Annotated in this window: 23 protein-coding genes; 8 read left to right on the plus strand and 15 right to left on the minus strand. The window is 72.6% G+C overall.

Annotated elements, in window-relative coordinates; all coding sequences use genetic code 11:
- Positions 1 to 196 precede the first annotated feature (196 nt).
- Positions 197 to 868, minus strand: coding sequence for an NADPH-dependent F420 reductase (gene npdG / locus ELR47_RS11750; RefSeq protein ID WP_130650066.1), 672 nt, complete (start codon positions 866 to 868; stop codon positions 197 to 199).
- A 159-nt stretch (positions 869 to 1,027) separates the two neighbouring features.
- Between npdG and ELR47_RS11755 the strand changes: the two genes are divergently transcribed.
- Entirely contained in the window at positions 1,028 to 1,870 is an 843-nt protein-coding gene (locus ELR47_RS11755) for an alpha/beta fold hydrolase (protein ID WP_165404029.1), read from the plus strand.
- Positions 1,867 to 3,471: an L-aspartate oxidase gene (locus ELR47_RS11760; RefSeq protein ID WP_205745223.1), complete on the plus strand. Its 1,605-nt coding sequence runs from the start codon at positions 1,867 to 1,869 to the stop codon at positions 3,469 to 3,471. Before ELR47_RS11755 ends, ELR47_RS11760 begins: the two co-directional genes overlap by 4 nt.
- A 22-nt stretch (positions 3,472 to 3,493) precedes the next feature.
- On the opposite strand, the gene ELR47_RS11765 is transcribed toward ELR47_RS11760, so the two are convergent.
- From ELR47_RS11765 to ELR47_RS11780, 4 genes are all read right to left on the minus strand, one after another.
- On the minus strand, positions 3,494 to 4,639 hold the full coding sequence (locus tag ELR47_RS11765; RefSeq protein WP_130650068.1) for a MalY/PatB family protein: 1,146 nt from the start codon (positions 4,637 to 4,639) through the stop codon (positions 3,494 to 3,496).
- Positions 4,636 to 5,313: a ferritin-like fold-containing protein gene (locus ELR47_RS11770; RefSeq protein ID WP_165404030.1), complete on the minus strand. Its 678-nt coding sequence runs from the start codon at positions 5,311 to 5,313 to the stop codon at positions 4,636 to 4,638. Before ELR47_RS11770 ends, ELR47_RS11765 begins: the two co-directional genes overlap by 4 nt.
- A gap of 63 nt (positions 5,314 to 5,376) precedes the next feature.
- On the minus strand, positions 5,377 to 6,606 hold the full coding sequence (locus ELR47_RS11775; protein ID WP_370469426.1) for a homogentisate 1,2-dioxygenase: 1,230 nt from the start codon (positions 6,604 to 6,606) through the stop codon (positions 5,377 to 5,379).
- Between the two features lie 171 nt (positions 6,607 to 6,777).
- Positions 6,778 to 7,515, minus strand: coding sequence for an IclR family transcriptional regulator (locus ELR47_RS11780; RefSeq protein WP_130650071.1), 738 nt, complete (start codon positions 7,513 to 7,515; stop codon positions 6,778 to 6,780).
- 353 nt (positions 7,516 to 7,868) lie between these two features.
- Here ELR47_RS11780 and ELR47_RS11785 point away from each other — a divergent pair, with 353 nt between their 5' ends.
- From ELR47_RS11785 to ELR47_RS11800, 4 genes are all read left to right on the plus strand, one after another.
- On the plus strand, positions 7,869 to 9,230 hold the full coding sequence (locus tag ELR47_RS11785; protein ID WP_205745224.1) for a cytochrome P450: 1,362 nt from the start codon (positions 7,869 to 7,871) through the stop codon (positions 9,228 to 9,230).
- Positions 9,231 to 9,357: 127 nt separating this feature from the next.
- Positions 9,358 to 9,939: a ClpP family protease gene (locus ELR47_RS11790; RefSeq protein WP_229730670.1), complete on the plus strand. Its 582-nt coding sequence runs from the start codon at positions 9,358 to 9,360 to the stop codon at positions 9,937 to 9,939.
- Between the two features lie 88 nt (positions 9,940 to 10,027).
- The gene (locus ELR47_RS11795) at positions 10,028 to 10,735 is read left to right on the plus strand and encodes a glutamine amidotransferase-related protein (protein ID WP_130650072.1); all 708 of its coding nucleotides are present in this window, start codon (positions 10,028 to 10,030) and stop codon (positions 10,733 to 10,735) included.
- 61 nt (positions 10,736 to 10,796) lie between these two features.
- Complete coding sequence (locus ELR47_RS11800; protein ID WP_130650073.1) at positions 10,797 to 11,636, plus strand: hypothetical protein; 840 nt, start codon at positions 10,797 to 10,799, stop codon at positions 11,634 to 11,636.
- 38 nt (positions 11,637 to 11,674) lie between these two features.
- On the opposite strand, the gene ELR47_RS11805 is transcribed toward ELR47_RS11800, so the two are convergent.
- Positions 11,675 to 13,045 carry a methyl-accepting chemotaxis protein gene (locus ELR47_RS11805; RefSeq protein ID WP_229730671.1) on the minus strand — a complete coding sequence of 457 codons (1,371 nt, stop codon included), beginning with the start codon at positions 13,043 to 13,045 and terminating at the stop codon, positions 11,675 to 11,677.
- A 335-nt stretch (positions 13,046 to 13,380) separates the two neighbouring features.
- Between ELR47_RS11805 and ELR47_RS11810 the strand changes: the two genes are divergently transcribed.
- Positions 13,381 to 14,316, plus strand: a complete 936-nt coding sequence (locus ELR47_RS11810; RefSeq protein WP_130650074.1) for a pirin family protein — start codon at positions 13,381 to 13,383, stop codon at positions 14,314 to 14,316.
- Between the two features lie 12 nt (positions 14,317 to 14,328).
- Here ELR47_RS11810 and ELR47_RS11815 read toward each other — a convergent pair whose 3' ends face one another.
- The 3 genes from ELR47_RS11815 to ELR47_RS11825 form a co-directional block, all read right to left on the minus strand.
- Positions 14,329 to 14,946 (minus strand): FMN reductase, encoded by a 618-nt coding sequence (locus ELR47_RS11815; RefSeq protein ID WP_130650075.1) that lies wholly within the window; start codon positions 14,944 to 14,946, stop codon positions 14,329 to 14,331.
- Complete coding sequence (locus ELR47_RS11820) at positions 14,943 to 16,049, minus strand: LLM class flavin-dependent oxidoreductase (protein ID WP_130650076.1); 1,107 nt, start codon at positions 16,047 to 16,049, stop codon at positions 14,943 to 14,945. Before ELR47_RS11820 ends, ELR47_RS11815 begins: the two co-directional genes overlap by 4 nt.
- A gap of 106 nt (positions 16,050 to 16,155) precedes the next feature.
- A complete protein-coding gene (locus ELR47_RS11825) occupies positions 16,156 to 16,713 on the minus strand; it encodes a YceI family protein (RefSeq protein ID WP_130650077.1) in 558 nt (185 codons plus the stop codon).
- A 117-nt stretch (positions 16,714 to 16,830) separates the two neighbouring features.
- On the opposite strand from ELR47_RS11825, the gene ELR47_RS11830 reads away from it, so the two are divergent.
- Positions 16,831 to 17,334, plus strand: a complete 504-nt coding sequence (locus ELR47_RS11830) for a MarR family winged helix-turn-helix transcriptional regulator (RefSeq protein ID WP_130650078.1) — start codon at positions 16,831 to 16,833, stop codon at positions 17,332 to 17,334.
- A 12-nt stretch (positions 17,335 to 17,346) separates the two neighbouring features.
- Here ELR47_RS11830 and ELR47_RS11835 read toward each other — a convergent pair whose 3' ends face one another.
- The 6 genes from ELR47_RS11835 to ELR47_RS11860 form a co-directional block, all read right to left on the minus strand.
- Positions 17,347 to 18,510, minus strand: a complete 1,164-nt coding sequence (locus tag ELR47_RS11835; RefSeq protein WP_130650079.1) for an NYN domain-containing protein — start codon at positions 18,508 to 18,510, stop codon at positions 17,347 to 17,349.
- Positions 18,511 to 18,576: 66 nt separating this feature from the next.
- Positions 18,577 to 19,209 carry an HAD-IA family hydrolase gene (locus ELR47_RS11840; protein WP_130650080.1) on the minus strand — a complete coding sequence of 211 codons (633 nt, stop codon included), beginning with the start codon at positions 19,207 to 19,209 and terminating at the stop codon, positions 18,577 to 18,579.
- A complete protein-coding gene (locus ELR47_RS11845) occupies positions 19,206 to 20,237 on the minus strand; it encodes a phosphotransferase family protein (RefSeq protein ID WP_165404031.1) in 1,032 nt (343 codons plus the stop codon). The genes ELR47_RS11840 and ELR47_RS11845 overlap by 4 nt, the downstream gene beginning before the upstream one ends.
- Before the next feature lie 143 nt (positions 20,238 to 20,380).
- A complete protein-coding gene (locus ELR47_RS11850) occupies positions 20,381 to 21,403 on the minus strand; it encodes a 2-oxoacid:ferredoxin oxidoreductase subunit beta (RefSeq protein ID WP_130650082.1) in 1,023 nt (340 codons plus the stop codon).
- On the minus strand, positions 21,400 to 23,322 hold the full coding sequence (locus ELR47_RS11855) for a 2-oxoacid:acceptor oxidoreductase subunit alpha (RefSeq protein ID WP_130650083.1): 1,923 nt from the start codon (positions 23,320 to 23,322) through the stop codon (positions 21,400 to 21,402). The genes ELR47_RS11850 and ELR47_RS11855 overlap by 4 nt, the downstream gene beginning before the upstream one ends.
- 311 nt (positions 23,323 to 23,633) lie before the next feature.
- A complete protein-coding gene (locus ELR47_RS11860) occupies positions 23,634 to 24,896 on the minus strand; it encodes a murein hydrolase activator EnvC family protein (protein ID WP_130650084.1) in 1,263 nt (420 codons plus the stop codon).
- Positions 24,897 to 25,235: the final 339 nt, after the last annotated feature.

Genomic DNA, 25,235 nt, shown 5'->3' on the forward strand with positions numbered 1-25,235 from the left:
GAGCCGGTCGTCCCCGATGCGTCGTACGCGATCAGGTCCTTGGTTCATTACAACAGTAATGAACCAACGAAGGTCCGTCAAGACGCCGTCGCGACCGGAGGACGGACGGATGCCTGGCGGGACGACTCCCGCGCCGCGGGACGTCGGGGCCCCTGGACGTTTCCCGCCTCCCGGACGGACCCAGCGGCGGAACGCGTCAGCGCGGGGTCAGGCGGGTGAAGCGCAGGCCGGCATGCCCGCGGTGCCGCTTGTTGATCGAGATGATCAGCGCCGTGAGCTGCTCGAGCGGCGCGGACAGACGCAGCGGCCCCGCGGCGTAGGCCCGGACCCCGTCGATGCGGCCGGCGAGGTCCACGACCGTGGCCACGGCCTCCTCGTCGTCGCCGACCACCGGGACGTCGTCGTCGAGCGGGTGCTCGAGGCGGTTGAGCTCCCGACTCGAGACGCTGTGGAACGCCGCGGTGAGCCGCGCGCCGGGCAGGCGCGCGGCGATCGCCTCGGCGACACTGCCCTCGGCGACCGGCGTGTTGTGCGGACCGGCCGCGTCGAAGGCGAGCGGGTTGATCGCGCTGACCACCACCCGCCCGGCCAGCGCCTCGGTCAGCGGTGCGAGGACCGCGTCGAGGCCGTCCCAGGGCACGGCGAGCACGACCACCTCGGCAGTGGCGGCGTCGAGGTTGTCGACCCCGTCGAGCCGCCCACCGGCCTCGTCGAGCTCGTCGGCCAGTTCCTCGGCCAGTTGCTCGGCGGCGGCCCGTGCCCGGTTGGCGTCCCGGGATCCGACGAGCACGTCGACGCCGGCGAGTGCCCACCGTCGGGCCAGGCCCCGCCCCAGCGCACCGGTCCCGCCGACGATCCCGACCTGCATGCCCGCTCCTGACGTCGCTCGCTGACGCCGGCAGGCTGCCACAGCCGGTCGACGGGTGCCGCATCGCTAGACTGCCCGGTCGGTTCCGACGTCCGACGCCCGCACCTGGATCGGGCGGATCGCGACGTCCGAGCACCTCCCCCGGCGAGCGGAGACCACGTGGCGCGTCCGTCCGACGCCGACCTGCGCTGGCACCGCACCACGCTCGAGGGGCAGGTGGCGGTCTACGGCGAGGCCGGGGACGGCCCACCGCTGGTGTTCCTGCACGGCTGGGGCCTCTCCGCCCGCTCCTACGCCCGGGCACTGCCGGGCATCGCCGCCGCCGGCTGGCGGGTCCTGGCACCCGCGCTGCCCGGCTTCGGACGCAGTGCGGCGCTCGACGGCGAGTACACGTTCGAGAAGCTCGCCAACTGGGTCGACGACCTGCTCGACCACGTCGGTGTCGAAGAACCGGCCGCGCTCGTGGGACACTCGTTCGGAGGAGGCGTCGCGACCGCCGTCGCGTGGTACCACCCGCACCGGGCCCGCTCGCTGACCCTGGTCAACGCGATCGGGGGGTCGGTCTGGAAGGCCGGGGACCGTGTCGACCGCCTGCTCGCCGAGCGACCGCTGTGGGACTGGGGCCTGCGGCTACCCGGCGAGTTCCGTCGCCGCGACTACCGCTCCGTGCTGCCGGTCGTGGTGCGCGACCTGGTCGGCAACGCCCTGACCAACCCAAGCGCCGTCTGGCGCGCCGGAGAGCTGGCCCGCAACGCCGACCTGCGCGAGGAGTTGGCGACCCTCGCCGCCCGCGGTCTGCCCACCACCATCCTGTGGGGTTCGGCCGACCGGGTGGTGCCGGAGGCCACCTTCCTCGCCATGTGCGAGGCCGCCGGCGCACCGGGTGACATCGTCTCCGACGCCGGACACTCCTGGCTGCTCGCCGACCCGGACGGGTTCGGCGAGCTGCTGACCAACTCCCTCACGGTGCGCCGCACCGTCTCCGAACGCACGCGAGCATGATGACGACCTCCTCGATCCCCCCGTCCCCCGCCATCGTCGACGACCGCGTCCGCGCCGACGTGGTGATCGTCGGTGCCGGCGTCGCCGGCCTGTACGCCGCCGCCCGACTGCCCGACCACCTCGAGGTGGTGGTGGTCGACAAGGGCGTCCCGGGTGGCGACTCGGGATCCTCGCCGTGGGCGCAGGGCGGGCTCGCGGTCGCGCTCGGTCCCGACGACTCCCCTGCCGTCCACGCGGCGGACACCCGGTTGGCCGGCGACGGGCTGTGTGACCCGGTCGCGGTCGACGTGCTGACCCGCGAGGCACCCGGACACGTGCGCCAGCTGCTGCGGATGGGTGCCCAGTTCGACCGGGTGGCGGGCGAGCTCGACTCCGACGACCCCGGCCATCTCGACCTCGCCCGCGAGGGCGGCCAACGGGTGCCGCGCTCGGTGCACCGGGCGGACGCCACCGGCGCCGAGCTGGTCCGGGTGCTGCGGGCGGCGGCGGCGCCCAAGGTCTCGCGGTTGGCCGGCATCGCGGTCGGGCTCGCGCAGGACGACGCCCGTCGCGTGACCGGGTTGTGGGTCCTGGTCGAGGGACGCGTGGTCGCGGTCGAGGCGCGGGCGGTCCTGCTGGCCACCGGCGGGTGCGGCGGGCTGTTCGCCGCCACCACCAATCCCGCCCACGCCACCGCCGACGGGGTCGCGCTGGCCCTCGCGGCCGGCGCCGCGGTGCGCGACCTGGAGTTCGTGCAGTTCCACCCGACGGGTCTGGCCGTCGCGGGCACGTGGCGCTTCCTGCTGACCGAGGCCTTGCGTGGTGCCGGTGCGACCCTGCACGACGCCCAGGGCAACCGGTTCCTGCTCGAGCGACACCCGGACGCCGAGCTGGCGCCCCGGCACGTGGTCGCCAAGGCCATCCTCGACCAGCACGACGGCACCGCCTGGCTCGACGCGACCCATCTGTCCGAGCAGCAGTTCGCGTCCGAGTTCCCCACCGTCCTGGCGGGGGCCCGCCGCTACGGCTTCGACCTGGTGAACGAACGCGTGCCGGTGACGCCGGCCGCCCACTACCAGGTCGGTGGTGTGCGGACCGACCTCGACGGCCGCACCTCGCTGCACGGGCTGTACGCGGCCGGTGAGGTGGCCTCGACCGGCGTCCACGGCGCCAACCGCATGGCCGGCAATTCACTCAGCGAGGCACTCGTGTTCGGCGCGCGTGCCGTCGACGCCCTCGTCGCCGAGCTGCCGAGCCGCCAGGGTGACCTCGGACCGGCGCCGGCGCTGGCGTCCCGGCCGTCGGTGGCCACCGACGGGCTGCGCGACCGGCTGCGCAGCGCGATGCTCACCGGAGCGGGCCCGGTACGCACCGAGGCCGGCCTGGCCACCGTGGCCGCCGCGCTCGACACCATGGTCGGCGACCTCGATCTCCCGGCGGCCGTGCCCGACGAGGTCGAGCTGTGGCACGCCCTGCGGGTGTCGCGCTTGCTGGTACGGGCGGCCCGGCTGCGCACCGAGTCCCGCGGTGGTCACTGGCGCGACGACCATCCCGCCAGCGACGACGCGTGGGCCGACGTCCACCTCGAGCACGTCGCGACCCGCCGACCCGGCGACGGCTGATCCCCGCACCGGACGGACGCGCTCAGGCGACCGTGCCCATCCGTCGCACCGCCTCGGTGAGCACCGCCCTCGACGTCGCGAAGTTCAGTCGCACGTGGCCCGCTCCGCCGACGCCGAAGTCGTCCCCGGCCACCAGCGCGACCCGTCCCCGGCGCAGGAGGTGCCCGGCCGGATCGTCGTGCCCGAGTGCGCGGCAGTCGAGCCACGCGAGGTAGGTCGCCGCGCCCGGCCGCCAGCGCACCGCCGGCAGGTGCTCCTCCACCAGCTCCCCCAGCAGCTCCCGGCGCGCCAGCAGTTCCCGGCGGACCTCGTCGAGCCAGCCGACGCCGTCGCGCAGGGCGGCGGTGTGGGCGAGGACCCCGAGGTGACTCGCGCCGTGCGACACCTCGACCGGCAGCCGGTCGAGGTCGTCGGTGGTCGCCGGCCCCCCGACGGCGACCGCGGCCTTGAGGCCGGGCAGGTTCCAGCCCTTGGACGCCGAGTGCAGCGCGAAGGCGTCCTCGCTGCCCTCGACGGTCAGGTACGGCACGAACGGTGGGCCCGACAGCACCAGCGGCGCGTGGATCTCGTCGCTGAGGACGCGCACCCCGCGGGTACGCGCCAACGCGGCGAGCTGCCGCAACTCGTCGGCGCGGTGGACGGTTCCGGTCGGGTTGTGCGGACTGCACAGCAGGTAGGCGGTCGGCCCGTCGGCCCGGGCGCGCGCCATCGCGGCGTCGATCGCGTCGAGGTCGAGACGGGCGTCCTCGGTCAGCGGGACCTCGACGACCCGACGGCCGGTGTGCCGGACGAAGGCGAAGAAGGGCGGGTAGACCGGCGGGTTCACCAGGACCGTGCCGCCGGGCGGCGTGACCAGCCGCACGAGCTCCGTCGCACCACGCATGACGTCGGGCACGAGCCGGGCGCGCTGGGGCGCGATCGTCCAGTTCCACCACGGTCGGGCGCGCTCGGCCAGTGCCTCGACGTAGCCCTCGCCGGACGCGTAGCCGGTGTCGCCGATCGCGACGGCGTGGCGGAGGACGTCGACGACCGCCGGCGCGAGCGCAACGTCCATCTCCGCGACCCACAGCGGCAGCACGTCCTCGGGGTGCGCGCGCCACTTGATGCTGCTCCGCTGGCGCAGCTGCGCCAGTGTCAGCGCCTCGAACGGATCGCCCACGTCGGTCACTCGATCTCGTCGAGATCCTCGAGGCCGAGCTCGATCATGCGCCGGTGATGGCCCTGCATCACGCCGATCGCGAGCCGCTTGGCGCGGGTCTCGCCGGTCTCGCCGTCCGCCGCGCCGCTGGCGAGCACGACCTTGAGCGCGTCGGTGTCGGACATCACGCCCTGGAAGCCCTGCAAGGCCCGGCCGAGCAGGTTCGCGACCAGCTGGCGGGCCCGCGCGCAGGTCTCGTCGTCGCCGAGCTGGGCGCGCAGGTGGTCGGTGGCGAACTGCTGGAAGGGACCGCGGTCGGCCAGCGAGGCCACGACCACCATGCCGGTCTCCCGATCCAACGACGCGGCAAGTTCCCGCCCGAAGTCGGCCGCGATCGGCAGCCCGAGCGCGAAGAAGGCGCAGGCGCCGAACCAGTCGTCGAGCGGTACCCGGTCGAAGTAGGCATCGAAGTGGGGTTTCTGCCGGTCCATGACCGCGGCCGGCAGGTCCGTGCGGTGCGCCAGGGTGTCGCGCAGCAGGACGTAGCCCGCGTGCTCACGCAGGGCGAGCTCGGCCAACTCGTCCGCCGTCCGGGCGTCCGGGGCGTGTCCCACGGCACGCGCGGTGACCTGGAACGAACGCAACTGCCCGTAGGCCAGGGCCCCGAGCACCTCGACCGTCGCGAGCTCGAGCTCCTCGGACACCCCGATCCTTCCCGTCGCCGACGTCGTGGCCCGACAGCGTAGACCCCACGCGCGCCCGCGCCGTCAGCCGGTCGGCGTCGGGGCGGCCGAAGCCCCGGCGGCGCGGGGGACCGCCGGCTCGGACGCCGGCTCGAGCTCGATGGGTGGCGTCCACGACCAGGCGTAGTCGGGCTGGTCGAGCTCACGCGCGAACGACGTCAGCCGCAGCGGATGGAAGGTGTCCACCATCACGGCCACCTCCTCGGTGTGCGTCGTCCCCAGGCTGCCCTCGGCCAGGCCCGGCTGGGGTCCGTGCGTCAACCCCGACGGGTGCAGCGTCAGCGAGGCGACGTCGATGCCCCGTCGCGAGCCGAACGAGCCCGCCACGTAGTAGATGAGCTCCTCGGAGTTGAGGTTCGCGTGGCTGTAGGGGATCGGGACCGCCTGTGGGTGCCAGTCCAGCGGCCGCGGCAGGAACGTGCAGACCGTGAACCCCCGCCCCTCGAAGGTCTGGTGCACCGGCGGCGGCGGATGGATCTGCTTGGTCAGCGGCTCGAGGTCGGCGATGTTGAGCGCCCACGGGGCGAGGTAGCCGTCCCAGCCCACGACGTCACACGGGTGGTGCGGGACGACGTAGTCCTGCAGACCGCCGCGGATGCGCAGGGTGACCTCGAACTCGCCCTCCTGGTCGATCGTGCGCAGCGTCGACGGCCCGCGCAGGTCGCGTTGGCAGAACGGCGCGTGCTCGAGCAGTTGTCCGTAGCCGTTGCGGTAACGGGACGGGACCTCGATCAGCCCGCTGGAGACGACCACCAGGTGGCGCTGCGGCGTCGGTCCGTCAGGCACGACGCGGTAGGTGATGCCGCGCGGCAGCACGACGTAGTCCCCGTCGCGGTAGTCGATGTCCCCCAGCACGCTCTCGATCGTGCCGCACCCCTCGTGCACGAACAGCAGCTCGTCGGCCTCGCCGTTGCGGTACCAGCCGGACATCACCCGGTCCGGGCGGGCCAGCCACACCTCCACGTCGTCGTTGAAGGCCAGCAGACGTCGGCCCGACAGGGCGTCGCCTCCCGGCGCCAGCGTCTGCCCCGCGAAGTGGTGGTGGATGTGCGCCTCGGGCACCCACTCCTCGCGTGGCAGGGGACGCCACCCACCGAGCCGGCGCAGCTGCATCGGCTGGTGCAGGTGGTACAGCGTCGACGCGGGCCCGTCGAAGCCGTCGAGGCCGATGACCTCCTCGGTGAGCAGCCGGCCGTCCCGCCACAGTTGCGTGTGCCGTTTCGCCGGCACGTCCCCGAATCGCTGGTAGCTGATCACTCGGCGCCCTTCCCCCGTGGTCTCGCCCGAGCACGCATGCTCGTCGTCCTGACCCGTCGGGACCACGGTTCGTGCGCGTAGCGACCGTGGCGACACGAGTGGAGGGCCGGGCAGGGCCCGGCCCTCCACGGTGGCGTGCGGCGCACCGACGCGCCGCGCGCCACCTGGTCAGGTGGCGCGTCGGGGACGCCAGCCCAGCCGCTCGGAGATCTCCCGGGCACTGCGCAGCACCCGCAGGGCGATCGCCTCCGGCTCGGGCAGCCGGGCGGTCGGGGCCACGATGCCGACCGCGGCGACGGCGCGGCCGGTGTGGTCGAACACCGGTGCGGCGACGCCCGAGGCACCGGGCTCGAGCTCGTCACGGGTGTAGGCGACCCCGCGCTGACGGACCGGCTGCAGCTCCGGGTTGCGGGCGCCCTCCGGCAGGAAGGCCAGCAGGGCCTTGCCGTGGGCGGCCACGCCCAGCTCGTGCCGGAAACCGATGCGGTAGTTCACCTGTACGAACCGGTCGCCGGGTTCGATGACCTCCACGACCACGAGGTCGTCGCGGTCGCGGACCGCGAGGCAGGCGGTCTCGTTGGTGTCCTCCGACAGGGCCCGCAACGGCGGCCCGGCCAGGCGGCGCACCTCGAGGCCCTGCGCCGCGCGGACCCCGAGTTCCAGCATCGCCAGGCCGAGCCGGTACTTGCGCGTCTCGGGGTCGCGGGTGACGAACCCCTCCCCGGTCAGGGTGTCGAGCAGCCGGTAGAGCACCGCGCGGTCGAGCCCGGTGGATTCGGCCAGGCCGGAGACGGTCGCGCCGTCGCTGTGCTCGCCCAGGGCGTTGAGCAACGCCAGTCCTCGGGCCAGCGTCCGGGACCCGCTGGAACGGCGGCCGCGCTTGTCGTCCTCGTCGTCCGGTGCCACGTGTCGGATCCTTCTCGGTCGTCATCCCGCCCCGCGCGGGATGTGGCGATCGACGTCGACTCGGAGCCGGCGTGCGGGACGCGTCCCGCACACCCGAGTGCGTTGTCGCGGTTCGCGAGTGTGCTGCGCGACCCGCGCACGGTCAAGCGGAACCGCGACCGAACGGGCGGGAGCGACGTCGGCCGGCGGCCGGCCACCCCGTCACCCGGCCGGCGCGGCGCCGTGCGTCGCGTGTCCGTGAGGAGGGTGCCCGACGTCCCGGTCCGCCGACCCGACCGCCAGACTCGTGGGCAACCAGACCCGTGGGCGATCGGTGCACCGCGGGCCCGCCCACCGCAGCTCCAGGAGCCGACGTGACGAGCACCGCGACCAGTTCGACCACCGCGGACACCGGGCTGGTGCCCAGGGCGTCGGTCGCCGACACGCTGCGCGCCGTCAACCTCGTCCTGCTGCCGCTGGTGGCCCGAGGTCTGATCGTGCGCCGGCCCCCGCTCGTGGCCGGTGCCGAGAAGCTGCAGCTCGACCGGACCGCGGTGCGGGAACTGCAGCGCCTGCGCCGGATCTACGGGCCCGGTCCGTTGCGGCTGGCGCTGCCACGTGCCGTGGCGCTGATCCTCGACCCGGAGGACGCCAAGCGGGTACTGGCGGAGTCCCCCGAGCCGTTCCGGGCCGACAGCCTCGAGAAGCGGCACGCGCTGGGCCACTTCCAGCCCTACGGGGTGCTCGCCAGCTCCGGCGTGCCGCGCGACGACCGGCGGGCCTACAACGAGCAGGTCCTCGACACCCCCGCGCCGGTCCACTGCCTGGCCGACGAGCTGCTCGGCAAGGTCGTCGACGAGGCCGACACCCTGCTCGCCGTCAGCGAGGCGACCGGCCGGCTGACCTGGGACGACTTCATGCGGCACTGGTTCCGCATGGTCCGCCGGGTGGTGTTCGGCGACCACGCCGCCGACGACGAGGAGGTCACCGACCTCAGCGGCGCGTTGCGGGCCGACGGGAACTGGTCGTACCTCAAGCCCAAGTCGCGCCGGAAGTTCGAACGCTTCGAGGCCCGCCTGCTGCACCACCTCGCGAAGGCCGAGCCGGGCAGCCTCGCCGGCCTCATGGCGCAGACCCCGGCCTCGCCGATCACCGTGCCCCACATGCAGGTCCCACAGTGGCTGTTCGCGTTCGACCCGGCCGGGATCGCCACCTGGCGGGCGCTGGTGCTGCTCGAGGGCCATCCTCGGCAGATGGAGCGCGCCGTCTCGGAGGTCGCGGACGTCGACCTGCGCCGACCGCACGAACTCGAGTTCGCCCGTGCCTGCGTCCTCGAGTCGCTGCGCCTGTGGCCCACCACACCGGGCATCCTGCGCGACACGACCGAGGACACCGAGTGGTCGACCGGCACGCTGCCGGCCGGCCACGGCGTGGTGCTCTTCGCGCCCTACTTGCACCGCGACGACGAACGCCTCGCGTTCGCCGACCGGTTCGAGCCCTCCCTGTGGACCGGCGACCACGACCCGGACGCGTTCCCGCTGGTGCCCTTCAGCGCCGGACCGGTCGTGTGCCCGGGCCGCAACCTGGTGCTGCTGCTCACCAGCGCGATGCTCGGGCGGCTCGTCCAGCACCACGAGTACCGGCTGCCGGCGCGGCGCCACCTCGACGCCACCGAACCGATGCCGGCCATCTACGACCCCTTCCGGGTCACCTTCGCGATGCGCCGCCGCGCCTGAGCGCCGGGATCGCCGGCCGCCCGCAGGGGCCCTGCTGGCCGCCGACTCAACTCGCGGGAGCCCTGCAGGGCCGTCGCTACCATCTGCCGCCCGCCAACCGGCATGTTCCCCGACCGGGAGTTCCATCGTGGCCGAAGAAGAAGCGAACGAGCTCGAGCAGCTGCTCGGCGCCCCCCGGCGCGTCTACGACAAGCTCTTCGAGCAGCGCATGCTCTTCCTCAAGGGCCCGCTGGAGGACAAGAACGGCGACCAGCTCGTCGCCCAGTTGCTGGCGCTCGACGCCGACGACAACGAGGACATCACCCTCTACATCAACTCCCCCGGCGGCATCATCACCGGCATGTTCGCCCTCTACGACACCATCAACCTGTTGCAGAGCAAGGTGAACACCCGCTGCGTCGGCCTGGCCGCGTCGGCGGCGGCGTTCCTGCTGTGCACCGGCACCGGTACGCGCTCGGCCACCGAGAACTCCCGCATCATGATCCACCAGCCGCTCGGGGGGGCTCGTGGTACGGCCAAGGACATCGAGATCCAGGCCAAGAACATCGTCTGGATGCGCGAGCGGATCAACGAGATCATGGCCGGACGCACCGGCAAGCCGGTCGAGCAGGTCCGCCAGGACACCGACCGCGACTTCTGGATGACCGGCGCCGAGGCCGTCGAGTACGGCCTCATCGACCAGGTGCTCCAGCCCGCCACCGGCAGCTGACACCCGTCGGTGCCGACGCCCCGCCGCACGTGTGCCGGCGGGGCGTCGCGCATCTGCCGCAGCTCGCGGTCCGGCCCAGGGAGATCCCATGCACATCGGTCTGCTCGCGTGTGACCACGTCGCCGACGACCTGGTGGCGATCGCCGGGGACTACGCCGACATGTTCGAGCGGTTGTTCGCCCGCCATGCCCCGGAGTTGTCCTTCGTTCGTCACGACGTCGTCGGCGGCGACCCGCTGCCCGACCCGGCGAGCGCCGACGGGTGGCTCGTGACCGGCAGCCGCCACGGCGTCCACGACCAGGGCGTGACCTGGATCGACGAGCTGGCCGACTTCGTCCGCCGCGCCGATGCGCAGGACGCGCCGATGGTCGGCATCTGCTTCGGCCACCAGTTGTTCGCCTCGGCCCTGGGCGGCGAGGTGCAGCGCGCCGGACAGGGGTGGGGCGTCGGGGTCCACGAGGCCAGTGTCGAGCACCCGACCGACTGGATGCAGCCGGCGTCGTCGGCCTACCGGCTGCTCGTCAGCCACCAGGACCAGGTCGTCCGGCTGCCCGAGGGCGCCACGCGGGTGGCCACGAGCAGACACGCGCCCGTGGCCGCTTTCCAGCGCGACAACGTGCTGGGATTCCAGGGCCATCCCGAGTTCACGCCCCCGTACGCCGAGGCACTGCTGAGCGAGCGGGTCGAGCGCATCGGCGCACCCGTGGTCGAAGCCGCCCGCGCCTCGCTCGACACCACCACCGACCATCCGATCGTCGCTCGGTGGATCGCCCGATTCTTCACCGCGTACGCGTGATGACCTGCGGCCACGCGTCGGTACCGTGGATCTCGACGCCGTTCTCGTCCGTGGGGGGGTCGTGTCCCGAGCGCGTGTCGCCGGCCTGGCGGCCCTCCTGTCCGGCCTGCTGCTGACCGTGGAACTGCTGCTGGCCTGGTCGGTGGCCGTGCCGTTGGGGTACCGATTCGGTGCCGTGCCGCTGCTCAGCCTGCTCCCGGCAGCGACCGTCGGCGTCGTCGCGGTCGGCGGGGCGCTGCTGTGGCGAGGGCACCGGACGGCAGGAACGGCGCTGGTCGCGAGCACGTCGCTGCTGGCGCTGCCCCTGGCCGCCGACGTGGTGCACACCCTGGCCGGCTCGGGGCCGGATCAGCGGACCCTCGGTGCCGCCCTGGTGCTGCTCGGTGCCGTCGGTTCGCTCTTCCTCGCCGCCGTGCTGGGGCTGCGGACAGTGCCGTCTCGTCCGCCACGGCGCCCGGCGCACCCGGGTGTCCTGGTCCTGGTCGCCGTGGCCGCGACCGGCCTGTTCTGGCCCGTGGTGTCGACCCAGGTACCGCTCGAGCTCTTCGACGCGACGGCCTGGAGTCGACCACTGGCGATGACGGCCCTCGACGGGCTCGACCGGTGGCGGCACCTGCTCACGGCCGTCGTGCCGATCGCCCTCCTGCTGTACGCCGCCACCACCGCCCGGCGGGTCGGCGCGCTCGTGGTCGTCGCCGTGGTGCTGCCCTGGCTGGCCGGTGACCTCGGCAGTGCCGTGGCGGCCACCCGGGAGGCGGCGTGGTTCTTCACGCCGGCCGGCTGGCTCTCGCTGGCCGGACAGGGCGGGCTGCTGTTGCTCGCCGCCGCCTGGTGGCGTCGCGGCGAGCCACTCGACACGGTCTTCGCGGTGGAGACCGACGAGCAGCCCACCACCGGCTGAGTGCACCGATGGGGGGCCACGTCACGTCGACCGCTCGGTCAGACGCCGACGCGAGACGCGAAGCGGGGAACCTCGACCTCGAGGGAGCGCGACGCCTGCGCACCGTCACCACCGCGACGGCCGCGCGTCCGCGGGAGGGCCGGGCCACCGGCGCGGCCGTCGACCAACGCCTGCAGCTCACCGGCGACCTCACGCAGCTCGGTCGCGGCCTGCTGCGTGCGGGCCGAGCCCTGGGAGGTCTCCCCCGCCGCCTGCGCCACCGAGACGATGTTCTCCGCGATCTCGGCGCTGCCACGCGCCGCCTCGGCGACGTTGCGGGAGATCTCGTTGGTGGTCGCGGTCTGCTCCTCGACCGCGCTCGCGATCGTGGTCTGCATGTCGGCGATCCGGGCGATGACCTGACCGATCTCCCCGATGGAGGTCACCGCCTGCCCCGTCTCGGCCTGGATGGCGGCGATGCGCGACCCGATCTCCTCGGTCGCCTTCGCCGTCTGGGTGGCGAGCTCCTTGACCTCGCCGGCGACCACCGCGAAGCCCTTGCCGGCCTCGCCCGCACGCGCCGCCTCGATGGTGGCGTTGAGCGCGAGCAGGTTGGTCTGCTCCGCGATCGAGGTGATCACCTCGATGACCCTGCCGATCTGCGCCGAGGAGTCCCCGAGCTGAGCGATCTGACCGTTGGTCACCTCGGCGGTGCGCACGGCATCGGCCGCGACCCGTGATGCCTCGGCGGAGGAGGTGGCGATCTCGCGCACGCTGGCCGACAGCTCCTCGACCGCTGTGGCGACGGTCTGCACGTTGTGTGACACCTGCTCGCCGGCCGCGGCCACGACGTTGGCCTGCGTCGCCGTCTCCTCGCTGGCCGCCGACACCTGCGCCGAGACGGCCGCGAGCTCCTCCGAGTTCCCGTTCAGTCGTTGCGATCCACGCCGCACCGACGAACTCACCGAGCGGCCCAGCATCCAGGCCAGCCCGGCCGCCAGCAGGGTGACGAGCAGTGTGGTCAGCCCGACCATGGCGCGCGCACCTCCGTACGTGCTCTCCGCGGTGGTCCGCGCCTGCGCGGTGGTGTCACGGAAGTGCGCGAGCAGGACGTCCACCGCTTCCACGCTGGCCGTGACCGCCCGGAACTGCACGTCGGTGGTGTTCTGCTGGGCCTGCTCGAAGCGGCCCTGGGCGAGGTGGCCGAGCGTGTCGATCATCGCGACGTGCGAGGCGTCGAACGCGTGCTGCAGGGCAACGACCTTGTCCCGGTCCGCCGTGCCGACGCCCGCCTCGAGCTGCTCGAGGTATCCGCGACCACGGGTGGCCAGCTCCTCCAGCTTCGGCAGCGCGTCCGCGCCGGCGCCCGTGGACCCCACGACCGTCGAGCGCCCGAACAGCTTGGTCTGCATCGAGAAGTGACGAGGCATCAGTGTGGTCTCGGGGTGAGGTGGGATGGTTGCCTCTTGGTACGGCACACGAGGGCGTCGGTCCATAGTCCACCTCCGGAAACCGCGGTCCCTCGGCGGCGGCGCGGGGACGTTCGGCCCTACGTCGCGCCCCCGACTGTCGCGCCAGGCGCACGTTCCAGCACACCTGGGATCCCGTTGCCCGACCCGCTGCACCTCGCGGTGACCTCGCCCGCGCGTCCGGACACCGGCTCGGCCGGACGCCGTCGGCGATCCGTTCCGGCCGTTAGGGTCGAACTCCTTCGTCGCATCGCGCGGCGCCCGGTCGGGGCCTGCGCCCGACAGGAGAGCCAGCCATGAGTGGACCGGTCACCGACGCCGAGGCACCGACGGACGTCGCCGACGGCAGCTCCCCCGAACCGGCCTGCGTGGAGGTGTCCGACAGCCGCGAGGCGCAGGTCGGCCGCTTCCGGGTCCGTCGCGCACTGCCTCGCCGGGGCCGACGCACCGTCGGGGCCTGGTGCTTCGCCGATCACCTGGGCCCGGCCGACGTCACCGAGAACTCCGGTCTCGACGTCGGCCCGCACCCGCACATCGGCCTGCAGACGGTCACCTGGCTCCTCGACGGGCAGGTGCTGCATCGCGACAGCCTCGGCAGCGAACAGGTGATCAAGCCCGGCCAACTCAACCTGATGACCTCGGGCGGCGGCGTGACCCACGCCGAGGAGGCCACCGGCCAGTACCGCGGCACGCTCGAGGGCATCCAGTTGTGGGTCGCCCTCCCGGAGGCGACCCGTCACGGAGCGAGCGCCTTCGAACACCATGCCGAGCTGCCGCAGAGCGAACTCGACGGTGCGGTCGCGACCGTGCTCGTGGGCGACTTCGCGGGCCTGTCGAGCCCGGCGCGGCATGACACCCCGCTCGCCGGGGTCGATCTGACCCTGCACGGGGACACGACCGTGCCACTGCGTCCGGCGTGGGAGTACGCCCTGGTCGTGCTCGAGGGCGGTGTCGCGATCAACGGCGAACGACTCGCCCCCGGCACGTTCGGCTACCTCGGTGAAGGGCGCGACGAACTGCGGCTCGAGGTCCGCGAGCGCACACAGGCGCTGCTGCTGGGCGGGGAGCCGTTCTCCGAGCCGATCGTCATGTGGTGGAACTTCGTCGGCCGCAGCCGCGAGGAGATCGACGCCGCCTACACGTCCTGGCAACGCCGGGACGACCGCTTCGGACGCCTCGACTCGCCGCTGCCGCGCATCCCCGCCGAAGCGCCGTGGTGGCACCGCGCCTAGGCGGGGACCGGGTCAGCCGGCGGAGAGGAGCTGGGAGAACGGCGTGACGTCGCCGAAGGGGTCGACGCGCCCGGCGGTCTCGCGGGAGGCGACGAGCCCGGCGAGCTCGGTGGCGGCCCGCTGGATGCGGGCGGCGAGGCCACCCTCGACCGTGGCGTCGTTGCCCCAGTCCTCGGCAGCGGCGAACACGGCCGTGGGGTTGGTCAGGGCACCGAGGTGGGCGAACAGCGGCCGGACGGCGTGCTCGAGCGCCAGGGAGTGGCGAGCGGTCCCGGCGGTCGCGCCCAGCAGCACCGGCGTCTCGCGCAGCGCGCCCCGATCGAGCACGTCGAAGAAGGTCTTGAACAACCCGTTGTAGGACGCGGAGAAGATCGGCGTGACGGCGACCAGCCCGTCGGCGCCGACGACGGCGTCCTTGGCGGCCTGGAGCGTCTCGGTGGCGAAGCCGGTCAGCAGGTGGTCGGTCAGGTCGTGCGCGTGGGTGCGCAGCTCGACCGTGGTGACCTCCACCTCGATGCCGAGGTCGAGCAGCGCCTGGCTGGTCGCACCGGCGAGCCGGCCGGCGAGCAGACTGGTCGAGGACGGTTGGCCGAGACCGGCGGAGACGACCGCGAGCGTGCGTGAGGTCATCGTCCGATTCCTTCCATGACCCGGACGTCGTTGGCCGCTTCGGCCCTCCGGGCGGCGTGGGTGGGTGCGTCGGGCACGTGTGCGGGGCGGCCGGTCGCGAACTCGCGGCGCAGGGCGGGCACGATCTCCCCGCCGAGGATCTCGAGCTGCTCGAGCACCGTGGACAGCGGGAGACCGGCGTGGTCGACGAGGAACAGCTGCCGCTGGTAGTCCCCGACCAGCTCACGCATGCCGGCATAGCGTTCGACGACCTGCTGCGGCGATCCGACGGTCAGCGGCGTCTGGGCGGTGAAGTCCTCGAGCGAGGGGCCGTGGCCGTAGACCGGCGCCACGTCGAAGTACGGCCGGAACTCGCGCACGGCGTCCTGGGAGTTGCGTCGCGCGAAGAACTGGCCACCGAGTCCCACGATGGCCTGCTCGGCGGTGCCGTGGCCGTAGTGCTCGAACCGGCGCCGGTAGAGCTCGACCATCTGCTGGGTGTGACGCGGTGGCCAGAAGATGTTGTTGGAGAAGAACCCGTCGCCGTAGAAGGCGGCCTGTTCGGCGATCTGCGGCGTCCGGATCGAGCCGTGCCACACGAATGGCGGGACGCCGTCCAGCGGCCGCGGCGTGGAGGTGAACCCCTGCAGCGGCGTTCGGTGCCTGCCCTCGAAGTCCACGACCTCCTCGCGCCAGAGCCGGTGCAGCAGTGCGTAATGCTCCACGGCGAGGTCGAGCCCATCGCGGACGTCGTAGCCGAACCACGGGTAGACCGGCCCGGTGTTGCCGCGGCCGAGCATCAGGTCCATGCGCCCGCCCGCGAGGTGCTGGAGCATCGCGTAGTCCTCGGCGATCTTGACCGGGTCGTTGGTCGTGATCAACGTGGTCGCGGTGGACAGCAGCAACCGCTCGGTGCGTGCGGCGATGTAGGCCAGCGTCGTGGTCGGCGAGGACGAGAAGAACGGCGGGTTGTGGTGCTCGCCGAGGGCGAACACGTCGAGGCCGACCTCCTCGGCCTTGGCCGCGATCTGGACGATCGCCTGGATCCGCTCGGCCTCGCTCGGCGTGCGGCCGGTGGTCGGGTCGGGCGTGAGGTCGCTGACGGAGAAGACACCGAACTGCATCGTGGTCTCGCTTCGCGCCGCCGACGCGGCTGCTGGGGTGGTGTCGGGGCCGCTGCCATCAGCGGCCCCGACCGGTACGACGGAGGAGCGAGCGCGTCGGGCGCGCTCAGGCGTTCTTGGTGGCCGAGATCTCGAACTCCAGGGTGACCTTCTCGCCGACCAGCACGCCACCGGCGTCCAGCGCGGCGTTCCAGTTGACGCCCCAGTCCTTGCGGTTGACGACCGTGGAGCCCTCGAAGCCGACGCGGGTGTTCCCCCACGGGTCGACGGCCGAACCGGTGTACTCGAGCTCGATGGTGACCGGCTTGGTCACGCCGCGCAGCGTCAGGTCACCGGTGACGCGGTAGTCGGTGTCGCCGACCCGCTCGATCCCGGTCGAGACGAACGTCAGCTCCGGGAACTGCTCCATCACGAAGAAGTCGTTGGACCGCAGGTGGGTGTCGCGGTCTTCGTTGCGCGTGTCGATGCTGGCCGCCTGGATGGTCAGCTCCGCGGTCGAGTTCGACGGCGTGTCGGCGTCGATCGTGAAGGAACCCACGAAGTCGTTGAAGGCGCCACGGACCTTGGTGACCATCGCGTGGCGGGCCACGAACCCGACCTGGCTGTGGGACGGGTCGATGGTGTAGGTACCGGTCAGCTCGGACAGGGCGGTGGTGGCGGACATGGACGTCTCCGTGGAGGTCGGGGGCCGACGAGGCCAGGTAGTTGATGCAACAACCACCACGGTAGCACCGATCGGTGACACGTCAACCATTGGGGTCGGGGCTGGTACCGTGCCGTCATGGACACCTCCCCCGCCCCCCGCTGGCTCGACGAGCGCGAAGCCCACGCCTGGCGCAGCTACACCCGCATGCGCGTGCAGCTGCAGGCACGCCTGGCCCAGGCGCTGCAGCGCCGTTCCGGGCTCTCGGAACCCGACTACGACGTCCTCGTGCACCTCTCCGAGGCACCCGACGCACGCCTGCGCCCGTTCCAGCTCGGTCAGGCACTGCAGTGGGAGAAGAGCCGGCTCTCCCACCAGCTCACCCGCATGGCCAGACGCGGCCTGGTCGCCCGCCACGACTGCGACACCGACGGCCGCGGCGCGTACGTCGTGCTGACCCCGGCCGGCCTGGCCGCCATCGAGGCTGCGGCCCCGGCCCACGTCGACGACGTCCGGCGTCACCTCGTCGACGCGCTCACACCGCAGCAGCTCGAGGCGCTCGCCGACATCGCCGACACGGTCCTCGCCAACCTCCAGCGTCTGGAGGCGGACGAGATGGACGCGGAAGCGGAGGCCCGGTAGCCCCGAGGACGGTCAGGACGCCGGCGCGTCGTCCTCGACGTAGAGGTAGTACTCCTGGTCGGGCTCTTCCCAGTCCATCTCGACGACGTCCTTGTTGACCGCCGCCTTGCAGAACTGCAGGAAACCGGAGTAGCCGAGGTCCTTCTCGGAGAAGTCCGGCTGGCGCTTGCGCAGCTGGTCCTTGAGCCCGGACAGCGGCGGGTCACCGCCGAGCTCGTCCATCAGCTCCTTGACGGTGGTCCGCAGCAACTGGAACGCGGCGTCCTCGTCGCGGGGCGCGGACGGGAAGTCGACCTCCGGGTCGCCCTTGGCGCTCCCCTGCGTCAGCACGAGGACCTTCTGCTCCTCGAGGTGGCGCAGCAGCTCGCGGAACCCGCGGAAGCCGTAGTCCTGCTCGTTGAACGTCGGGTCCTTGCGCAGCAGTGCCCGCTTGAGGTTGGAGGCCTGCACGGCGCCGTCGGCCGAGGACTGGATCCCCGACAGGGTGCGCGCGATGAGCCGCTCGAGCTTGCGCAGGTCCTGCTTCTGGCTCGACGCCTTGGCCGGCTTGTCCGCCTGACCGGCGTCGTCGGGCGTCATCTCGGCCTTGGGTTCGCTCGCCGGCGCCGGGGTGGTGGTCGCCTTGCCACTCGACTTCTTGGTCCCGCCCTTCTTCTTCGCCCGGCCGGCCGGGGCACTGCCCGGCGTGCGCCGCGGCGCGCCCTCGAGCCGGTCGTAGAACAGGAACTCGTCGCAGGCCGGCGGGAGCATCGCCGAGGTCGAGCCCTTCAGCCCGACGCCGATGACACGCTTGTTGAGCTCGCGCAGCTTGCTCACCAGCGGGGTGAAGTCCGAGTCGCCGGAGACGATCACGAACGTCGACACGAAGTCGCGGGTGAACGCCAGCTCGAGCGCGTCCACGGCCATCTGGATGTCGGCCGCGTTCTTGCGCACCGAGTCCGACCGCTGCGGGATCTCGAGGAGCTCGACGTTGCTGTCCACCATGCCGCGGCGGTCCTCGGAGAACAGGTTCCAGTCCGCGTACGCCTTGCGGACCAGCAGCTTGCCGCGTTCCGCGAGCGCCTCCATCAGGGGCGCGGGGTCGAATCGGTAGCCGATGTCGCGTGCTCCGATCGCCACGTTCTCGTGGTCGATGAACAGCGCGAGTCGCTCTTCTGCAGGTTCGGTGATCGCCATGCGTCCCACCCTAGCTGCACCGGCGGGCGTCCCTGCACGCGTCGTGCGGCCGCGCGGTGGGGAACGTCAGCGCAGCGGCATCCCGAGGTGCTCCTCGAGCGCGGCGATGGTGGTGTCGTCGTCGACGTGGTGGATCGCGCGCATGCCCAGCGTCTCGGCCGGTCGCAGGTTGAAGGCCAGGTCGTCGACGAACGCGACCCGCCCGGCGGGGATCCCGAGCCGATCGAGCGCCAACGCGTAGATGCCGGGCTCGGGCTTGCGCATCCCGACCTCCCCGGAGATGACCTGCACCTCGAAGTGCTCGTCGACCAGCGCCCGCGGGTACATCGCCGTGCCCCACGAGTTCGACAGCAGCCCGACCCGCACCCCGGCGGCCCGCGCCCGCCTGGCCACGTCCCACAACTCGCCCGCAGGTCGCAGACCGGCGAACATCCGCTCGACCAGTGCACCGTCGACCAGGTCGTGACCGGCGTCGTAGAGGAGTTGCCGCAGGCGGCCGTCGAAGTCCTCGACGCTGAGCTCGCCCCGCTCGACCGAGCCGATGAGCCCGCCGTCGGCATCGCGCGAGGCCGCCACCAGCAACTCGAAGGTCTGGCCGGGCGGGATGCCGTGCTCGGCCTCGAAGACCGCGAACGACTGCCCGACCGGCGGTGTGAGCACGCCGCCGTAGTCGAGCAGCAGACCACGCTGGGCACTCATCGGCCGGCCCTGGCCGCCGTCTGTGCGGCGCGCTCGCCGAGTGCGAGCACCATCTGCCCGAACGCCTCGAAGCTGTCGTCGGTCTCACCGTAGGCGCCCGACGCGTAGCGGCTGTACACGCCCTCGAGGATGCAGGCCAGCTTCCAGTAGCCGAAAGCGACGTAGTAGTCGAGCTCGCCGACGTCGCGACCCGAGCGCTCGGCGTAGCGGGTCGCCACCTGCTCGCGGGTCAGGAACCCGTCCACCACGGTCGGCGAGTCGAGCAGGGGCAGGACGTCGTCGCCCGCCTCGCCCCAGTAGACCTGCAACAGTCCGAGGTCGGCGAGCGGGTCACCGAGGGTGGTCAACTCCCAGTCGAGCACCGCCTGCACGTGTCCGGTGGCCGGGTCGAGGATCAGGTTGTCGAGCCGGTAGTCGCCGTGGACGATCGTGGCCGGCCCCTGAGCCGGGATGTCGGCCGACAGGCGGGCGTGCACGTCCTCGAGCACCGGCAGCTCGCGGGTCGCGCCCTGCTGGAGCTGGCCGTGCCAGCGCTTGAGCTGCCGCGCCAGGTAGTCCTCGCGCCGGGCGAGGTCGCCGAGCCCGACCGCGTCGACGTCCACCTCGTGCAACCGCACCAGCACGTCGACGAGGTCCTCCGACGCCTTCCGGCGGCTGTCGGCGTCCAGACGCGTGCGGGCCGTCTCGGCGTCGCGCACCACCACGCCGTCCACGAACTCCATCACGTAGAAGGGTGCCCCGGTCACCGACGGGTCGTCCTCGTGACCGACCGTCGGCGGCACCGGCACGTCGGCATCGGCCAGGGCCGACACGATGCGGTGCTCGCGGCCCATGTCGTGGGCCGACTGGAGCACCCCGTGCAGCGGCGGACGCCGCAGGATCAGCCGTCTGCCGTCGGCGTCGGTGACCGTGTAGGTGAGGTTGGAACGGCCCCCCTGGACGACGGCGAAGTCGAGCGGCGGTGTGACCGACGCGCGCTCGGCCAGCCACCGCGTCACCGGCTCGACCTCGATGCCCTCGACTCCCACCGGCACACGCTCCTCGTCGTCGACCCGCGATGGAGCAGCCTGGCAGATCCCCCACGGCGCGACCAAGCCGGCCGACCGCGCCCCCGCGACGCCAAGGCGCCTCAGCCGCGGCGCCGCGGCCCGCCGAGGTCGCCTCGGACGAGTCAGCCGATGACGTCCCAGACGTTGCCGCCCTCGAGCAACGCCCGCAGCTCCCCGGGTCCCTGTCGTTCGCGAGCGGCGTCGAGTTGCTCGCGCAGCAGCTCGTCGTACACCGGTGCCTCGACGTCCCGGAAGACGCCGATCGGCGTCGGCCCGGTCGGGTTGTGGGCCAGTCGGGCCAACGCGAACGCCGTGGTCGGCTCCCGCTTGTGCGGGTCGTGGACGACCACGCGCTCACCGGCGTCGGTCCTCGGCACGATCTTCATCGAGCCGTCACCGCGCGCGACCACCGCGTGCTCCCCGTCGGGCCCGAACGTGATCGGCTGTCCGGCGGTCAGGCGGATCTGGTTGTGCGCCTTGGTGTCCCGGTCCTTGAGCGCCGCGAAGGCCCCGTCGTTGAAGACGTTGCAGTTCTGGTAGATCTCGACGAACGAGGCACCGCGGTGGCGATGGGCGGCCGTCAGGACCTCGGTCAGGTGCTGCCGGTCGGTGTCGATGCTGCGGGCGACGAAGGTCGCCTCGGCACCCAGCGCCAGCGCCACCGGGTTCACCGGCCGGTCGATCGAGCCCATCGGCGTCGACTTCTTCACGATCCCGAGCGGTGACGTCGGCGAGTACTGGCCCTTGGTGAGCCCGTAGATCTCGTTGTTGAACATCAGGATCGTGATGTCGACGTTCCGGCGCAGGGCGTGCACGAGATGGTTGCCCCCGATCGACAACGCGTCGCCGTCGCCGGTGACCACCCACACGTCCAGGTCGGGCCGCGTGATGGCCAGGCCGGTGGCGATGGCCGGGGCGCGGCCGTGGATGGAGTGGATGCCGTAGGTGTCCATGTAGTACGGGAACCGTGACGAGCAGCCGATCCCGGACACGAACACCGTCGACTCCGGACGCGCGCCGAGGTCGGGCAGCAACCCCTGGACGGTGGCGAGGATGGCGTAGTCCCCGCAGCCGGGACACCAGCGCACCTCCCGGTCCGAGGCGAAGTCCTTCCTGGTCAACGTGCCCTCACCATTGCCCGTCATCGTCCGACCTCCCCGTTGTCCGTGGTGGCCGTGGTGGCCGCCTGTCCCGTCCCGAACCCCAGTGTCGTGATCGCCTCCATCAGCTCCGCCGACGAGAACGGCTGCCCGGTCACCCGGGTGTAGGGCTGGACGTCGACCAGCGTCCGGGCCCGCAGGAGCATCGCGAGCTGCCCACTGTTGTTCTCCGCGCACACCACCCGGTCGTAGCGGCGCAGCAGTTCGTCGAGGTCGCGCGGCAACGGCGCGAGGTGGCGCAGGTGGATACGCGCGACCGCGCGGCCGCGCCCACGCAGCTCGTGGCAGGCGGCGCGCAACGGCCCGTCGGTCGAGCCCCAGCCGACCACCAGCACGCGTGCGGCACCGTCGGGGTCCTCGACCGGCGTCGGCGGCAACGCGTCGGCGACCTTGGCCACCTTCGCCGCCCGCAGGTCGGTCATGCGCTGGTGGTTGTCGGCCTCGTAGCTGATGTGGCCGGTGACGTCCTCCTTCTCGAGTCCGCCGATGCGGTGCTGCAGCCCCGGCGTGCCCGGTACGGCCCACGGCCGCGCCAGCGTGTCCGGGTCGCGCAGGTAGGGCAGGAACGTGCCGTCCTCGCCGTTGGGCTCGGTCGTGAACTCGACCCGCAGGTCGGGCAGGTCGTCGACCTCCGGCAGCCGCCACGGTTCGGCGGAGTTGGCCAGGTAGCCGTCGGAGAGCAACACGACCGGCGTGCGGTAGGTGAGCGCGATCCGGCAGGCCTCGATGGCCGCGTCGAAGCAGTCCGCCGGCGAGGTCGCGGCCACGACGGGCATCGGGGCCTCGCCGTTGCGCCCGTAGAGCACCTGCAACAGGTCGGACTGCTCGGTCTTGGTCGGCAGGCCGGTCGACGGTCCGCCGCGCTGCACGTCGACGACCACCAGCGGCAGCTCGGTCGCCAGGGCCAGCCCCATCGCCTCGGACTTGAGCGCGATGCCCGGACCGCTGGAGGCGGTGACCGCCAGCGCACCGCCGAACGCCGCGCCGATCACCGAGCCGATGGCGGCGATCTCGTCCTCGGCCTGGAAGGTCGACACCCCGAAGTGCTTCTGCCGCGACAGCTCGTGCAGGATGTCCGAGGCGGGCGTGATCGGGTACGAACCGTAGAAGAGCGGCAGGCCCGAGCGGACGCTGGCGGCGACCAGCCCGTAGGCCAGCGCCTGGTTGCCGGTGATGTTGCGGTAGCGGCCGGGCGTGAGCTTGGCCGCCTTGACCTCGTAGGTGAAGGTGAAGGCCTCGGTGGTCTCGCCGTAGTTGCGTCCGGCGTGCAGCGCCGCGACGTTGGCCCGTGCGAGCTCCGGGCGCTTGGCGAACTTGGTCGTCAGCCACGTCTCGGTGTCGTCGAGCGGACGGTGGAACATCCACGACACCAGGCCGAGCGCGAACATGTTCTTGCAGCGCTCGGCCTCCTTCTTGTTGAGCTCACCCGCCTCGACCTGCCCTTGCAGGGCGCGCAGCGTCAGATCCGTCAGCGCCACCTCGTGGACCTGGTAGTCGGTCACCGACCCGTCCTCGAGCGGATTGGTGTCGTAGCCGGCCTTGGCCAGGTTGCGCTTCTCGAACGCGTCGGCGTTGACGATCAGGGTGCCGCCGGGCTTGAGCGCCTCGAGGTGCTTGAGCAGCGCGGCCGGGTTCATCGCGACCAGCACGTCCGGTCGGTCACCGGGCGTGTGGATGTCCTTGTCGGAGAAGTGCAACTGGAACGAACTCACCCCCGCCAGCGTCCCGGCCGGCGCCCGGATCTCGGCGGGGAAGTCGGGCAGGGTCGCGAGGTCGTTGCCGGCCAGCGCGGACTGGGTCGTGAAGCGGTCCCCGGTCAGTTGCATCCCGTCGCCCGAGTCACCCGCGAAGCGGATGACGGCGTTGGACAGTTGCACCCGATGACGTGCGGCGGTCTCGGTCATCTCGTCCTCCCACCGCGACCCGTCGGCTCCCGACGCGGGTCGCGGTCGACAGCCTGCCACCTCCCCGCCGATCCTGCGCGGATCCCGGATCGGCGCGCGCCTGAGCGACCTCTCAGCGACGGGTGGGGCCATCGACCGCCTGCTGCGGGCCGCGGGCATCCGCCCCGTGCGCATCAGCGAGCAGGCGGCGGCGGTGGCCGCGATCCCTGAGGACCTGCCGGGCAATCCCTGGTCACGTGTGCTCGACCGCTTCGAGCGCCGAGCGCTGCAGCCGGCCGAACGACGCACCTCGGCGCTGGCGGACTTCTCGGTCAGCCGCAGGCCCGCCGCAGGGTCGGGAAGGGGTTGACGGCCGCGCCCCCGCCCGGGTGCAGCTCGAAGTGGATGTGCGGCGTCCCGCGGGCGTTGCCGGTGTCACCGTTGGTCGCGACCTGCTGACCGGCGGTGACCCGCGCGCCGTTGGTGACGGTGTGGCGCTGCAGGTGCAGGTACCAGTAGTGGTTGCCGTCGTCGCCGTGCAGGATCGCCCAGAGCCCGGCGCTGGGGCCGGGCGAGCGGATCGACCAGGTGCCGTCCACGATGGCGCGCACCGGGATCCCGTACGGGCCGAGGATGTCGGTACCGCGGTGGGCACGACCACCCGAGCGCGGCGCACCCCAGGTGTCGGTGAAGTGCCGCGGGTGGTCCAACGGGCACGCCATGGCACCCGACGAGCCGCCGCCGGAGGTACCGGTGGTCGCACCACCACCGGTCGACCTGCCTGCCGCACCGCCGTCACCGCTCGCGCCCGCGTCGTGCGAACCATCCCCGGTCGGCACGTCGACGGCCGGTGCCGCACGGCTGCGCTCGCGCTCGGCGGCGGCCTCACGTTCGCGAGCCTCACGCTCCCGCGCCTCGCGTTCGCGGCGTTCGCGCTCTTCGCGTTCCCGGCGCTCGCGTTCCAGCCGCTCGCGTTCGGCGCGCTCCTGCGCGGTCAGTTGCGCCTCCAGCCGCTGGGCCTCCTCGAGGTCCGCGGTCAGCTGCGCGGCCACCTGCTGCTGGCGGGCCTCGGCGTCGGCGAGCTCCCGGGTGCGCTCGTCGAGCCGGGTGCGCACGGCCTCGAGGCTGGTGCGGGTCGCGCCGAGCACCTGGGTGCGGGAACGGTCCCCGGCCACGAGCCGGTGCACCGTCTCGGCGCGTGACAGCGCCGCGTTCGGATCGTCGCTGGCCAGGAAGATCGCCAGTGGCTCGAGGGTCGAGCCGTGCATGTACGACTCGCGGACCCGCAGCGCGATCAGCGCCTCGAGCTCGGTGAGCTCGTCCGCCAGCGCGTCGGCCTCACGCTGCAGGCCGTCACGCTCGATCTCGAGCTCGGCGACGCGCACCTGCAACGCGTCGAGCTGCTGGGCGGCATCGGCGAGGCGCGACTCGACCGCGGCGCGGGCGGCCGCCGCCTCGCTCCGACGCTGCTGCAGTTCCTCCAACGTCTGCGCGCCGACCTGGGTCGACGAGACAGACAGCAGCAGCGCGACGACGAGGACGGCGCTGCCGCGGCGGGCACGGCGCAGCGAGGACGCGAGCGATCGGCGGGGCACGGGTTCCCTTCGGCGACCGGGGCAGCAGGACCTTCTGACCGCCGCCAGAGCCTAGTGGTGGGCCCCGGCGCGCAGGCCAGCCGGCACGGCGCCGGGTGCGGTCGGCGACCACCCGCCGCTCGGCCGCCTCGGGGCGGGCAACGCACGAGCGGCTCGCGTCGGCGCCGACGTCCTTGTCGGCCGCCTCCCCGCCGTTTACGGTGCTTCTCGGCCGTGAACCGCGTTCCTGCGGCAGCCGCGGCCCCGAGTGCACGAGCGAGACCGAGCGAAGGAGGTGCCCCGATGACGAAGTGTGGTGATGACCTCGGTCTGATCGGTGGCGCCGCCGTGCGTCCCGCC

The organism is Egicoccus halophilus, assembly GCF_004300825.1.
GTDB classification, from domain to species: Bacteria; Actinomycetota; Nitriliruptoria; order Nitriliruptorales; family Nitriliruptoraceae; genus Egicoccus; species Egicoccus halophilus.